11 protein-coding genes are annotated in these 13,499 nt (G+C 43.8%); 4 read left to right on the top strand and 7 right to left on the bottom strand.

Going from position 1 to position 13,499, the window contains the following annotated elements; translation table 11 throughout:
* Window positions 1-233: 233 nt before the first annotated feature.
* Window positions 234-1,472 (bottom strand): OFA family MFS transporter, encoded by a 1,239-nt coding sequence (locus AB6D07_RS21475; RefSeq protein WP_372092302.1) that lies wholly within the window; start codon window positions 1,470-1,472, stop codon window positions 234-236.
* A 594-nt stretch (window positions 1,473-2,066) separates the two neighbouring features.
* Between AB6D07_RS21475 and AB6D07_RS21470 the strand changes: the two genes are divergently transcribed.
* The gene (locus AB6D07_RS21470) at window positions 2,067-2,447 is read left to right on the top strand and encodes a hypothetical protein (RefSeq protein WP_012600906.1); all 381 of its coding nucleotides are present in this window, start codon (window positions 2,067-2,069) and stop codon (window positions 2,445-2,447) included.
* 180 nt (window positions 2,448-2,627) lie between these two features.
* Here AB6D07_RS21470 and AB6D07_RS21465 read toward each other — a convergent pair whose 3' ends face one another.
* Complete coding sequence (locus tag AB6D07_RS21465; protein ID WP_004730279.1) at window positions 2,628-2,972, bottom strand: YajD family HNH nuclease; 345 nt, start codon at window positions 2,970-2,972, stop codon at window positions 2,628-2,630.
* Window positions 2,973-3,247: 275 nt separating this feature from the next.
* Between AB6D07_RS21465 and yghU the strand changes: the two genes are divergently transcribed.
* The 3 genes from yghU to AB6D07_RS21450 all read left to right on the top strand — a co-directional run bounded on the left by yghU (window position 3,248) and on the right by AB6D07_RS21450 (window position 9,432).
* Complete coding sequence (gene yghU, locus AB6D07_RS21460; protein WP_017102548.1) at window positions 3,248-4,105, top strand: glutathione-dependent disulfide-bond oxidoreductase; 858 nt, start codon at window positions 3,248-3,250, stop codon at window positions 4,103-4,105.
* Window positions 4,106-4,379: 274 nt separating this feature from the next.
* Window positions 4,380-8,903 (top strand): SslE/AcfD family lipoprotein zinc metalloprotease, encoded by a 4,524-nt coding sequence (locus tag AB6D07_RS21455; RefSeq protein WP_372125939.1) that lies wholly within the window; start codon window positions 4,380-4,382, stop codon window positions 8,901-8,903.
* Window positions 8,904-9,108: 205 nt separating this feature from the next.
* Window positions 9,109-9,432 (top strand): DOPA 4,5-dioxygenase family protein, encoded by a 324-nt coding sequence (locus AB6D07_RS21450; protein WP_017103393.1) that lies wholly within the window; start codon window positions 9,109-9,111, stop codon window positions 9,430-9,432.
* A gap of 142 nt (window positions 9,433-9,574) precedes the next feature.
* Here the strand turns inward: AB6D07_RS21450 and AB6D07_RS21445 are convergent, their stop codons facing one another.
* The 5 genes from AB6D07_RS21445 to AB6D07_RS21425 form a co-directional block, all read right to left on the bottom strand.
* On the bottom strand, window positions 9,575-9,727 hold the full coding sequence (locus AB6D07_RS21445; protein WP_009844874.1) for a hypothetical protein: 153 nt from the start codon (window positions 9,725-9,727) through the stop codon (window positions 9,575-9,577).
* 76 nt (window positions 9,728-9,803) lie between these two features.
* Entirely contained in the window at window positions 9,804-11,096 is a 1,293-nt protein-coding gene (locus AB6D07_RS21440) for a sensor histidine kinase KdpD (RefSeq protein ID WP_017103392.1), read from the bottom strand.
* Window positions 11,093-11,767, bottom strand: coding sequence for a response regulator transcription factor (locus AB6D07_RS21435; protein ID WP_017103391.1), 675 nt, complete (start codon window positions 11,765-11,767; stop codon window positions 11,093-11,095). Before AB6D07_RS21435 ends, AB6D07_RS21440 begins: the two co-directional genes overlap by 4 nt.
* An 8-nt stretch (window positions 11,768-11,775) precedes the next feature.
* Complete coding sequence (locus AB6D07_RS21430) at window positions 11,776-12,687, bottom strand: sterol desaturase family protein (RefSeq protein WP_017103390.1); 912 nt, start codon at window positions 12,685-12,687, stop codon at window positions 11,776-11,778.
* Between the two features lie 11 nt (window positions 12,688-12,698).
* Window positions 12,699-13,316: a hypothetical protein gene (locus AB6D07_RS21425; RefSeq protein WP_269335090.1), complete on the bottom strand. Its 618-nt coding sequence runs from the start codon at window positions 13,314-13,316 to the stop codon at window positions 12,699-12,701.
* Between the last annotated feature and the right edge of the window lie 183 nt (window positions 13,317-13,499).

The following is a 13,499-nucleotide window of genomic DNA, read 5'->3' as shown; positions in this document are numbered from 1 at the left end:
TCATTAGTGATTGTACTCACTTAACTCAGTGTCCAAAACTGCTGGTGCGGATCAACTCAGCAGATCGGGATAGAGTGTTTGAGCGTGTTCAATCAGTCGATTGAAGTTGTCGAGATAATAAGTAGGGGAGAGCTGAGGAGTGGTTTCTATCTTCAATGGATTAGTCGCTTGATACAAAAAGAGCCTAACCCTAAGGTTAAGCTCTTTCTATTTTTAATCAATCGAGAACTGAATTAAGCGCTTGCTTGCTTAAGTTTTGTTGCTTTCGCTTCTGAGATTGGTTTAGTCACGATAGCTAGAACAATACACACGGCCATCATAGCAGCAGAGATTGTGTAAGCTAGGCCGTAACCTTCGCCATTCGTCATTGAGTAACCAACAACCGCAGCACCGATAGCACCACCAATACCCCATGCCGTGTAAAGCACGCCGTAGTTAGTACCGTAGTTTTTCAGGCCGTAGAATTCCGCAGTTAGTGTTGGGAATACTGCTAGAAGTGTACCGTAACCAACAGCTGCGATAGCCGTACCAATGATTAGCGTGAATTCAGAGTTGAACGTAGCGAATAGAGCCATGTTCGCGCCTTGAAGGATGAACGCTAGAAGTAGAGTACGTACGCCACCGATTTTATCTGCAAGCATACCTGCAGCAACACGACCGCCTGAGTTGAATACAGCAAGGATAGACGCTAGGTAAACCGCGTTTGGTAGGTTCGCTTGAACGCTAGCAATCGTAGTGATGTTGCCGATGATCATAAGACCAACAGAAGCAGCAAATGCGTACATGATCCATAGAGAGTAGAACTGAGGAGTCTTCAGCATTACTTTCCATGTTAGGTCTTCAGTCTTCTTAACCGCTTTAGGTGCTTGGCCTTCTTTTACTTTAGGCTCTGCTGGCGTGTAATCCGCTGGTGGGTTGTTGATCGTTGCCGCTAGAGGTACTGCGATTGCAAGTACACCAACACCAAGAATCATAAAGCTTGTTTGGATACCCATGCTATCGATTAGCGCAGAAGTTAGTGGTGCTAGGTAAATAGCAGCAAGACCGAAGCCTGCAGCGATTAGACCGTTAACCATACCTTTCTTAGAAGAATGGAACCATTTCATTGCAGATGGAGAAAGACATGCGTAACCGAAGCCGATACCAGCACCTGTCATCACGCCAAACGTTAGGTTTAGCATCATAGGAGTCGTAGCGAAACCAGAAGCAATCATACCTAGGCCAGTAAGCGCTGTACCAAGAATAAGGATCTTACGTGGACCCATACGGTCTTGTAGGATGCCTGCAACAAGAAGACAAACAGAGAATGTGATAGTTGCAATAGCGTAAGGTGAAGATGCTTCTGCTGCACTCCAACCAGCTTCAGTCACTAGCGCCTTGTTAAATACACTCCAAGCATACAGGATGCCAAGACAAAGGTTGATACAGAAGCCTGCTAGCAGGATACGTGATGCTTTATCAATCTTGCTCATTTTTATTCTCAGTTTTGTCGTTGGTCAGTGGTGAGCCACTGAACTAAAGACGGGTTATTGTGATTGTTTCTTCAAAATTAGTTTGCGTTTATCAACAGACAACGCAAAAGAGCGCGGATTATAACCAATAAAAATGTGATTGGAATCTCTTTTTCCATTTTTGGTAAATAAACCCAAGATTGTTAATGGGTTGTTTTTTGTTGGTTTGTAAGTTGTTTTCAATACCTTTCTATTTTGTTCTTTTTAGCGTGGCGGGCTTATTTTTTAAGGGGTTCTTCGATACACATTTCAGATTGTCCACGTATCCCGTGCGGATATCACAGAGTTACGAATTATTTTAAATATTTTCCAAGGTTAATTTTGTGTAACAAAACAAATCGAAATGACGCTTTATTCATATGAGACAAGGGTTAACGGAGGTTTATAAAAAACAACATGTTAAATGATTGTTAAATTGGGTTTTTTTTAGCATCTTTGCTTACATTTTGTTCAACTTGAGGGGTTGTGTTGCCGAAAAAAAGTGGGAAAATAGCACGCAAACTGAGATTCCAAATTTGAAAGGATGCGTTTCCAACCTATGGTGAGGCGAGTATTATGAAACTGTTTTTAATTTTATTGATGTCAATTTCTGGTGGTGTAGCGGCAGCTGACCATATTCACTCTTTCCTATTCGGCTTCTATATTGCGGCGTTAGCAGTTGGTAGTTGTTACTGGCTTGCATTTCGCAGTACGCGTTTCCCACAGTTGGCATTAATGCTATTGATGTGTGGCTTTTTTGCAAAAATTGCAGTGACCGTTATCGGTGTTTCTTGGGGTATCTCAAACGATATCATTCAATCGCCGTTCATTTTCTCATTGTCATACCTTTTCTTCTTGGTCGTAGTGACTTACGTTTGGTTTGCATACCGCGATAAGTTGACGCTTAAAAAGCGTGCTAAGCAGGTAGAAGAGTCTCGCAAGCAAGCCGCTGTATAATTCAGAATTCTAAAAAGGAGCCTTCTTCGGAAGGCTCTTTTTGATCTGGCCTCTCTTAACTCTATTATTTGGTTATGATTGCAGATAAAAGAAACCCCAGTATGGTGACATACTGGGGTTTCTTGTTATTTATCTATTATCTAGCCGCTATCATTTAGCAAAGACCGTTCTTAACGCGTGTTACTTCTTCATCAACTTCGCTAGATCGGCGAAAGGGTTGTGGGTCGCTGATTGGTGGTCGTCTAAACGAGCCTTGGCATCAACGCCATAACGGTCATGGTCTGTGTATTTTGAGTGTTCATGATCGTGACAGTAAAGGCACAATAGTTCCCAGTTACTTCCGTCTTCAGGGTTGTTTGTATGGTCGTGATCGACGTGGTGAACGGTCAGCTCTCTTAAGTTCGAGTAAACAAATTCACGCGCGCACTTACCACAAACCCATGGGTACAGTTTCAGTGCTTTTTCACGGTAGCCTTTCTCTTGGCGAGCGTACGCTGCACTCGAGCCAGTGTAATCAGAAGACATTGCCAAATCCTTATCAATTGTAATCTCCCGATTTTATCACAGCTTTCTTTAACCTGTAGGCATGTCGTGACTAAATCATGTTTCGTACTAACCGTTATGTGGCTTAGGTTTGATTGGACACTTATCTTTTACGTGTGCTATCTCATAAAGCAGGTTATTTCTTTCTGGAATAAGCCATGCTTAACAGTTTGAAAAGAAATTGTATTTAGGGGTTTTAACCAAGGGAGCGTGACCTAATATCAGTTAAAGCTAACCTATATTAATAAGGAAATATCATGTCAGAACAATACACACCGCCAAAAGTTTGGGTTAACGATACTGATGGTGGTAACAAGTGGGCAAATATCAATAGTCCTGAATCTGGCGCTCGCTTTGATAAAGAGCTTCCTGTTGGTGACCATGCTTTTCAATTGTATTCTCTTGGTACACCTAACGGTCAAAAAGTCACTATCTTGCTGGAAGAGTTGTTAGCGGCAGGTGTTAAAGAAGCTGAATATGATGCGTATTTGATTAACATTGGTGAAGCTGAACAGTTCTCTTCTGGTTTTGTGAGGGTTAATCCAAATTCCAAAATACCGGCACTCGTTGATAAGTCTGGTGCTGAAGATGTGAATGTTTTCGAATCGGCATCTATCTTGATGCACTTAGCTGAAAAGTTTGGTCACTTCTTACCAAAAGAAGGGGCAGCGAGAACACAAACCATTAACTGGTTGTTCTGGGCTCAAGGTTCTGCGCCATTCCTAGGTGGTGGTTTTGGTCACTTCTACGCTTACGCGGATGAAAAGCAAGAGTACCCAATTAACCGTTTTGCGATGGAAGCTAAGCGTCAGCTAGATGTGTTAGACAAACAGCTCGCCAATAACGAATTTGTGGCGGGTGACGAGCTAAGCATCGCTGATATCGCAATTTGGCCTTGGTATGGCAACCTTGTACTAGGAAAAATCTACGATGCCGCTGAGTTCCTACAAGTTGAGTCTTACACCAACGTTGTGCGCTGGGCGAAGCAACTAGAAGCGCGCGAAGGTTTCCAACGAGGTCGAGTAGTGAACCGTTCATTCGGCGAAGAGTGGGAGCAAGTACCAGAGCGCCATTCCGCAGAAGATATCGACCGTGTTTTAAAGCTTAAGCCTTAGTTTTTTTGGAACGTGTTTTTGGGCAGATATACCCTATCGGTCTTAATGTTAATGGCTAATTGAAATGCTGTATCTCTAACGAGGTATGGCATTTTTTTGTATTAGGTACTGGAATGTTTCGCAGTTGGAATAAGGATCTCAAATTTGTTTTTTATTTAAAATTCAATTGCTTATTGGTGGGCGCTTTTATCGTTAAGACAAAAAACAATAGTCATCGAGGTGGAGTAAATCGATAAGATAGCGGTCCATTTTAAACTACGATTAACATCGCTCAATGAAAAAAAACATAATTGCGCTTGCTATCATATCCACGGCTCTTTCAGGATGTAATGACGATTCACGAACCTATGGTGGCACCCCTGACACATTGCCTCCAGCGGACATCATTCCACCAACGGATATTCTTCCGCCGACTGACATCATTCCACCAACGGATATTCTTCCGCCGACTGACATCATTCCGCCAACGGATATTCTTCCGCCGACTGACATTATTCCACCTACAGATATTATCCCCCCAACAACTTACATCGGTTCACTGTTGTCGAGCGGGGCGTTTGTGTCTGGAGATGTGTACTGTGACGGCGTTCATCTTGAAAACGGAACGTTCAGTGTTAAACAAGGCGTGAGTTTTAGTTGTACCTTGGGTCACCTTACTTTAGGTGATTTCACTGCTCCTTTCCCTGAGATAACAGAGTTCACGATTTCAAATGATGGGCTTAACGCGGCATTTGAGTTGACAGAATTACACGGAGACAACGTTACTAAAGTACTCGAATCAATTGATGTTTGTGAGACAGAAAGTGCTATCTGTTTAAAAGAACTGGATGCTTTTGATATTGAGGATGTGTTCTCGCAACTTGATGATCAAGATGCTGTCGATGCATACTTTTCATCGAAAGAAGAAGAATCTACCGATGAAGTAGGTAAGGCTCCTAGTTCACACGTAGACACAACTGTTGTTCCTGCGGTTGACCCTAATGCGGACAATAACCTTAACGCTGGTTTTGTTTCTGCAGACGCGGAGTCTACCTATGCTTATAAGCCAAGTGTTGAAGGTAAGGTGTTAACTCGCAGTAAGCTTACAGATGCTAATGGTACGCCGATTTCTGGGATCAGTTTCTTTTCGGCTAACGCGACGGGCGTGACGGATGAAGAGGGAATCTTTGAGTACCTGTGGGGTGACAGAATCGCTTTTGGTATTGATACGTTTGAGTTTGGCTCCATTACGGGTAATCAGATTGCTTATCAATTGTCTGATGTGACCAATAATGTGGTAGAGAAAGCGAATATCCAGTCATTACTAGAGCGCTACGCGGTTGATCATCTAAGTCATTATGAGATATCTGAAGAAGTCCAAGATACCTTTTCAAAGTACCCTAACGTTATAAATGAACTGATTAACCTAACTCTGCCAAATGGGGGATTAATAGAGGGTACAGATTTTGAACTTCCTAATGAGTTTGTTGGTCAGTTTAGCCAAGGGTTAACGGCAGTAATCGATGAGCAGCTGCGCCAAACGCCTCAGTTTATGGATTATGTTCGTCAACCTGCCGTTTTATCTATGGATTCTGGTCAGTATGTAACAGAGTCTCTGCAGCAAATCTTTCACAACGTCACCACATTCCATGTATTCAATGATAATGGTAGCTTTTACGGTGCAACGGGTTATACCCGTGGTATGCGAGCTCTGAATATATCGAACAGAGCATTCCCTGTGATGATGCCAAGAACTGATAAAAACCGTGAGCTTTACTTTGGTGAGCAACAGGCCTGGACTCGTGAAGGCAAGCCTTACATCGCACAACACCCAAGCATCTCGATGCCGCCGATTCCTTTAGTCTCTGAAGACAACGCGACTTATGGTTTTCCATTCGTTACAGCAGGCGAGATAGGCAAAGGTAAGGTCGTGTTCATGGGTAATGGCTTATATCCAAGTATTCTGTCATGCCCTGAAAATTATTGGGCCAATCGAACATTGCATATCGATAGCAACAAACAACAGTGCACTGTTTCGACGTTCGAAAACCTACTGCATGATGACCAAGGCAGCATGAGGTCGTTTTTCTCGAACTTGTTTGAGTGGTTCAATAATGGTCTGCCTATTGCTGGGATGAATGCAGTCACCAATATTGACCAAGCTTATTCGGCTTATCACCACTCCACAATGGGTAAGCAGTACACGTTTTTTGTTAGTCCTCAGTATGGTTTTGCATCAGTAGAAAAGCGCGGTTCAGGTGACTTTGATGGTTTGGATGCGAGCACCACGCCTATTTTGATCCTTCAGGCATACCCACCTAAGTTGGTTCAAGATGGCATGACTAACCAGTTTGTTGCTGACTTGGATAACCCTAACTTAAACCAAGACGATATTACGGCTCTTATTAACTATGTTAATGACGGTGGCAATATCTTGTTTATGGATGCGATTCAAACGACTAACCCTGAACCTATTGGACGCTTAGCGGACGCCGCGGGTGTATCTCTAGGTGGTGAAAACGTTACGCCAACAAACCAAGCTTTCTGCGGTAGCTCTTATTACTGCCAAGCGCCGTATCCAAATCTTCACGTGAAGAGTGAAAAGGAAATGGTGGTTCTTGAGCGTTTTCAAGATAACCAAGGAGAGCCTCCGTTCACGGTAAATCAAGATGGTACGGTTGAGTGGATTGAAGATGAATCCAAAATCAAGTTTGAAATCCCGACTTATGAGGTTGCTAAGTTAGACGCTGAAGGGAAGCCAGTGCTTGATGCGTCTGGTGTAACGGTAATGGAGGCAAAATCCGCACGTATCTTTGTTGAATCTGTAGCAGAGCGTGAAGCGGCGATCAAAGAACTGCAGTCGGCATTCGTTGGCACTGAGCTTTGTCAGAACGAGTATGAATACGAATTTAACTGTATAGAGACTCGTTCTGGAGACGGTGTGACTGTTCGCGGTGCTTATCATAGAGCCGATTTCGATCGCTATGAAGTGAGTAAAACCATTGTCGACAGTATGGTGAAAGCAGCGAACTTGGGTTCTAACTTTACAGCGCTCTACGAGCACGAGATTTACTATCGCACGAAAGGTACTCAAGGTAAGCGTCTGTCTAACAGCGAATTGAATCAAGCGTTTGATAACCTGTCTGTTTGGATGTGGAATGACAACGCATACCGATTTGAAACAGACATACAAGATGAGTTGGGGTTCAAGCAAGCTGTTCAGTTCCTTAACTGTTATACCGAAGACTTACATCAAACAGATACACTAGAAGCACAGTGTCCTGTTGACCTAAAAGCGTCGTTAGTCGCTAATGGAATGATACACGGCGAAGGTGAGTTATCGGGACAGTTGAATCCGAGCTATCCATTAAATTACATGGAGAAACCTCTGACTCGCATTATGTTGGGGCGCTCATTCTGGGATCATGAAATCGTTGTTGATACCACAATGTATCCGGGTCGAACTTCAGGTGCATCTTCGTCAAGTTCGGTTCTTATCCAAACAGATGGCAAGGGCGTCACGTATTCGGCTGGGAACAATCAATCGACAGGTTTATGGGCTCCTCAGCTACAAGATGTGACGATTAGTCATGGTGTCGCTGCAACGATTACTGTAATGATGGCGGATGATCTTACAGGTAAGCCGAATCACGAAACGAGTTTGAAACGCCCTCCACGTATGCAAACCAGCTTTGACTACAATGGATCGAGCTTAACTTTCAAGGTTCCATATGGTGGCCTTATTTACATTCAACCGAAAGTAAAAGGGCTTGGTGAAGTCTCGTTTAGCATTGAGGGCGCGTTAAAAGCTGCTTGGTGGAAAGAGGGACAGTGGATTAACACTATTCAATCGGCAGACGCACCAATTGCAGAAATCGATACGGGTTCATTTATTTACACTACACCAATAAGGAATCTAGAATCCGCTGATTTGAACCAATTCGCAACAGATATGAATCGATTCGCTGAAGCTGCAAGTGACTTCTACGGGCGTGATGAGAAACAAAGCACTGGTTTACACCGTAGGTTCACTTATCCAGAACTGAAGGCGTTCCGCCATCGTTTTGTGAATGACGTGCAGATTTCGATTGGTGCTGCTCACTCTGGTTACCCAGTGATGAATTCAAGCTTTAACGCAAATCGGACATACATTCCAACCAACCCTGTGAACGACTGGTTGTTGTGGCATGAAGTTGGTCATAACTTAGCATCAGCTCCTTTCCTAGCGGCTGGTAGTACAGAAGTGACCAATAACCTTCTTGCGTTGTATATGCAGGAGTTAGAGGGGCGCAATGCAAACCCTGAAATGGATCGTATTAAATCGGATATTAAGAAAGCACCTAAATGGCTAGAGCTTAATAATGAACATGCGTGGTCACATGGTGATGCAGGTTTACGATTAGTTATGTTTGGTCAGCTAAAAATCTGGGCAAAATCGAATTTTGCAATTGATGATTGGTATACACGCGGCGCAAGCCAATCTGATGTGTATGGTGAAGATGAAGGCTGGAACATGTTCAAACTTATGCACCGTAAAGCTCGAGGTGATACAGAGGGTGATGCGGTTGAAAACTATTGTAGTGCCAAAGATACTGGGCTAACCGGTGGCGACTTAATGATGGTATGTAGCTCCTACGCTTCGAACTATGACTTAAGTGATTTCTTTGTTGCTTGGAACGTGGGAGAAACCTCGATGACTAATGCTGATGGCTCGAAGTCTTATAGTGGCGGAATTAGCTCTAAAGGTCTTAGTGCGGTTGAACAGTTAAAACTAGAGAAACCAAAGAACAGCCCTTTGAATGTTGATTCAATTTACTAACGCTAATTCTTGCTAAGGCATTTTACAGCTAAAATATAGGCGCCACACTTAAATTACGTGTGGCGTTTTTGTTGCAATGTTCTAGAAACTTTCAGCTAGATCAGCCTTCTACATGATGTTTAGTACTTCGGCTGCCATTGGTTGGCTGTCCTTGCTAGAGAAAGCAGGTTAAACTGTTCGCATCATAATTCTAAAGGATGGTGCCATGTACCACGGTCATATCTATTTCCCTCTGCGCTTTGCAGAGCAGGCAGAAACACTGCGTCAGAAAATTCTATCGGAACGTAAAGATGTGTTAGAGACTTTCCCATTAATCCAGCGTTTGGTTGGGCCACATAAAATGCCGATGTTTGAGATTCACTTTGCGAACAAAGAGTCGGGCATTGTGGAATGGCTTGAAAAAGAACGCGGTGACATGTCGGTGCTGATTCACCCAGTAACCGGCGGTGAAGAAACTCTAGACCATACAGTACGTGCGACTTGGCTTGGTCGCGAGCTTGGTGTATTCGAAGATACGCTGACTAGCTAATTCAATTCTGCGCCCGACAGTGAGTACCTAACAATCTAACTTAGTAACTTAGTAACTTAGTAACTTAGTAACTTAGTAACTTAGGTGCTGTCGGGTGTGTCAGCGCACAGATCGTTTTGCTCATCGTCTTCTTGCCGAAATTCTAGCTTCTCCAGCTATTCCCCAGTAACAGCGATACCGCTACCGACACGCCTAATGCGATTAATATATTAGGTAAGTAAAGACCCCAAATCGCGACACAAACCGCCACGGTTACCACAGCCCACAATAGTGTTTCTAGAATCCAAGTGCCCATAACATTACTCCTAACTAGATTGTGCGATTAGCATAACCAAGCAAGGGTAAACTTTTGGTCACCATCAATTAAGCATCTACAGAATTACCTTAACGTTGAACTCATTGTTGTGAGTTTCATGAGTAAACTGCCAACCTTGGTTCTGACAAACGCGATCAATGAGCTCTAGGCCGATACCAAAAGAGGTTTGCTGTACTGAGTCGTTTGCTAGGTTTTCATCTTCCAAGCGGTTGATTACCTCAAACTGATGTTCTGTCAGTGTGATGCTGATATCTCCGCTGCCACCATGCTGAAATGCATTTCGGATTAAGTTGGTGAGCACAACCTCAGTTAATTCACGGGGCAGGGTATGTTCTTCTTGCTCAACCTTGGTTTGAATGTCCACTTCTTTGTTTTTTAAAAGATAACGTTGGCTTTCGATAATGTTATTGAGCAGGGGAGTCAGCTTGATTTGCTCATAGTTGGTTTCCATCTCGTTATTACGGCTCATCCATAGCAGAGTTGTCACTAAGGCTTTCATGTTGGTGGCTGAGCGTTGGATTCGTGCGACGGCTCGTTGGCCGCTGTTGGGAATACTTTCAGACAACCGCACCAGCATATCGCCACTGGCTGAAATAGTGGCAATCGGTGTTCTTAACTCGTGGCTAGCTGCTCTTAAGAAAAAGCTCTCACGCTCATTGGCCTGTCGTTCGCCTTGAACGCTTTTAACCAGTTGCGAAGCCAACTTATGGATCTCTTTATACCGAAACTGAGTCAGCCCTTCAGTGTCGTCCACATCCAGAGATTCAGACCATTTTGATAGCGTAATAATCGGTTTGGTGACTCGGTGTATCAAAAGGCGAATGATCAAAAACACCAAGAGTAAAAGGGCGCCGATGGCAATGAAGGCATTGTTAATTTGGTTCACGGAATCGGGTGGGTTGAGCTCGAACAGATTCAAGTAGATGGCTTCATCGTACTCAGAAATGATGTACAAGGCTTCGTCTTTACCAGAAACTTGATGTTTGGCGGCATAGAGGTATTGCCCTGATTTATTGTTAGGTGAAGGCTGGTAATGATCATAAATAGCGTCGTTATCAAACGCTTTCCAATCAAAGGCTTGTTGAAATTTAGCGGGCAGCTCCGAATAGGTTAGAAAGGCTTGGAATGTCGGGTTTTGATAGTCTGGTAATTGCCCTGTTTCGATGTAACGTTGTTCTGCGACTTCCAATTCATACAAGAATCCATATTTTGCCGATTCATTAAGGCCAATGTGGTAGCTCTGTGAAACCATCAAACTGTAGATGGCAGTCAGTAACACCACTATTCCAAATAAATAGAGATAGATGTCGCGCTTAATACTGACTCGATTCATGTTCGCGTGTTTCATGATGGCTCCTCATGCAAGACAACACCAATACCATGAACTGTGTGAATCAGTTTTGAGTCAAAGGGCGCATCAACCACTTGTCGAAGCTTAAACAGGTGCGCTTTCACGCTGTCAGAGCTTGGCATTTCGTCTTCCCATGCTTCTTCAAGCTTGGCTTTGCTCACCACGTTAGGGCTGTTTCGCACTAACATCACAAGCATTCGCCAACAGACTGGGGACAGCTTCAATAGCTTGCCGTCTCTAAGGGCTTGGTGCTTGTCTAAGTCCAGTTTGAGATCTGCCACAGACAGTGACGTCACCGATCCTTGAGAGCGACGTATCAGCGCCATAAGCCGTACTTTCAGCTCTCCCATCGCAAAAGGTTTCACTAGATAGTCATCCGAACCCACTTCGAACCCAGCGATTTTGTCTTGTAATGTGTCCCTTGCCGTTAACATAAGGATAGGTGTCGTGACACCTTGTTGGCGAAGAGATTGACAGACATCGAGCCCGTCCATTTTGGGCATGTTGATGTCCGTTAAGATGATGTCATAACGCCCCTCTAACGCAAGATTGAGTCCTGCGCTGCCATTGTAAGCAAAATCGAATTCGAAACCGTCGAGTTCCATATAGTCTGCAATGGCTTCTGCTAAGTCGCTGTCGTCTTCAATCAGCAGGGCGTTAATGCTCATAAGTGTCCTTACTTTGTTTCTCGTTCTCTTTTCCAAGCCCAAATAGGCGGCTGAATAAGAAGTTGTAATCGGTAGTTCCAATTTGGCGCATGCCATAACTGTTGGCATAGTTTAACGTAGCCGTGGAAATATACCTTAAATGGGTTCACAGAGTTGATTCTCGGGAACACACCGTATCTGACTTCTTCCTCTTCTTTAGCGAAGGTGCCGAACATACGATCCCAAATGATAAAGATGCCAGCATAGTTCTTATCAAGATACTGCTTGTTGGTCGCGTGATGCACTCTATGGTGTGAAGGCGTATTAAACACCGCTTCAACAGGGCGGGGTAGGCGCTTAACGGTTTCGGTGTGCAATAGCGTTTGATAAAGCTGCACAAAGGTTTCACACATCAGAACCACAAACGGGTTAAAGCCGAGCAGAATCAACGGCAAGTGGAAAAAGAACGGGAAGAACCAATCTAAAGGCCCGAATCGGTAAGCGACAGAGATATTAAAGTAAGGCGAGCTATGGTGAACTGAGTGCGTTCCCCAAGCTAAACCGTTGCTGTGCAAGAACCTATGCTCCCAGTAGTACGCGAGATCGGCCAAGATCAAGCAACCAAGAATTGTCCAACCGGATATTGGCAATTGAGTCAGGCTGAAGTTCTCGTAGGCGTAAACAAACGTGCCCACATAGGCTAACCCTACGAATAAAAGGGTAACCAACAAGAAGAACAAGGTGACTAAGTTGGTCGCGCTGTCTACCAACATATTCCAGCTGAGCTTTTTCTTAAAGGCATAGCGGATAAGCTCAAAGATAAACAGAGCCAGAGCAAGCAGTAGAAAGTTGTCATCTACCCAAGTCTCGGTAAGGATGATGCTCGTTTCTGTGAATGTTTGAGAGAGAAAATTCCCAATGCTATCCATAGTGAAATCCATAACTAAATCCTTCACTGATTGTTCTTATAATAGACGTATAACTCACTAGAATCTGGCAACCCATGCTGATTCAGTTGGTGGTGCTCAATGACCATATCCACTTCTTTTAGAATCGCGATACCTTCCCAAGCATGCGCTAGTTCCTGTTCAGTATGTTCGCCTTTACCTAGCAGAAGGGTGCCTTTGGCTTTACTTAGAATTTTAATTAAGGACTTGTTTTTATTTGATTTTGATTGCTGAGTAGGGAAGCCTATCGTGATCGTCGCTTCGCTGAAATCAGAGCTGATCTCTTGATAGATCACGATGACTTGTTGTTGTGCGCTCTTTTCGTCATTGACTTCGAGGCTCTGATAGAAGTCCACCCATAACTCAGGAACATCCTCTAATGGAATCGTCTTGCTCAAACCTTGCAGAAAAGTTGTGTTTGCAGTGACTTGTGGTTTTTTAGTTGCGGGCTTATTTGTTAGCGGCTTACTTATTGATGACTGTTTCGTTGAGGAGTTGTTCGTTGATAACTCAGCGATTGGCTGCTCCGTCGATGCATCCGCAATCGCAGGCTGAATATGTAATAGCCCCCAGACAGCGCCGGTAATGCCGACTGTTGTGAGTAGTGAAGCGAGTAATTTCATGCTCTTTCCTTGTTGTTCATTTTTCTTATCAAGGACAGTAAAGGAGGCGAGGTAAACAAAAGGTAACCGTGGGGATTGTTTTGGTCAGAGGGTATAGGTGATTCATTAAAAAAGGCTCCTCAAATGAGGTAATGCCGATCGTTTAAGAAGACTTGAACGATCTTGCAGTTAGCAGATAATCCC

Source organism: Vibrio sp. 10N.239.312.C11 (genome assembly GCF_041466065.1).
Taxonomy (GTDB): domain Bacteria; phylum Pseudomonadota; class Gammaproteobacteria; order Enterobacterales; family Vibrionaceae; genus Vibrio; species Vibrio tasmaniensis_A.
The sequence above is the reverse complement of the archived record's forward strand: the minus strand, read 5'-3'. Positions and strand labels throughout refer to the sequence as shown.

Excerpts from the sequence above, each read along its gene's own strand:
- AB6D07_RS21475 (WP_372092302.1), bottom strand. The coding sequence starts at position 1,472 with ATGAGCAAGATTGATAAAGCATCACGTATCCTGCTAGCAGGCTTCTGT.
- AB6D07_RS21470 (WP_012600906.1), top strand. The coding sequence starts at position 2,067 with ATGAAACTGTTTTTAATTTTATTGATGTCAATTTCTGGTGGTGTAGCG.
- AB6D07_RS21465 (WP_004730279.1), bottom strand. The coding sequence starts at position 2,972 with ATGTCTTCTGATTACACTGGCTCGAGTGCAGCGTACGCTCGCCAAGAG.
- yghU (WP_017102548.1), top strand. The coding sequence starts at position 3,248 with ATGTCAGAACAATACACACCGCCAAAAGTTTGGGTTAACGATACTGAT.
- AB6D07_RS21455 (WP_372125939.1), top strand. The coding sequence starts at position 4,380 with ATGAAAAAAAACATAATTGCGCTTGCTATCATATCCACGGCTCTTTCA.
- AB6D07_RS21450 (WP_017103393.1), top strand. The coding sequence starts at position 9,109 with ATGTACCACGGTCATATCTATTTCCCTCTGCGCTTTGCAGAGCAGGCA.
- AB6D07_RS21445 (WP_009844874.1), bottom strand. The coding sequence starts at position 9,727 with ATGGGCACTTGGATTCTAGAAACACTATTGTGGGCTGTGGTAACCGTG.
- AB6D07_RS21440 (WP_017103392.1), bottom strand. The coding sequence starts at position 11,096 with ATGAAACACGCGAACATGAATCGAGTCAGTATTAAGCGCGACATCTAT.
- AB6D07_RS21435 (WP_017103391.1), bottom strand. The coding sequence starts at position 11,767 with ATGAGCATTAACGCCCTGCTGATTGAAGACGACAGCGACTTAGCAGAA.
- AB6D07_RS21430 (WP_017103390.1), bottom strand. The coding sequence starts at position 12,687 with ATGGATTTCACTATGGATAGCATTGGGAATTTTCTCTCTCAAACATTC.
- AB6D07_RS21425 (WP_269335090.1), bottom strand. The coding sequence starts at position 13,316 with ATGAAATTACTCGCTTCACTACTCACAACAGTCGGCATTACCGGCGCT.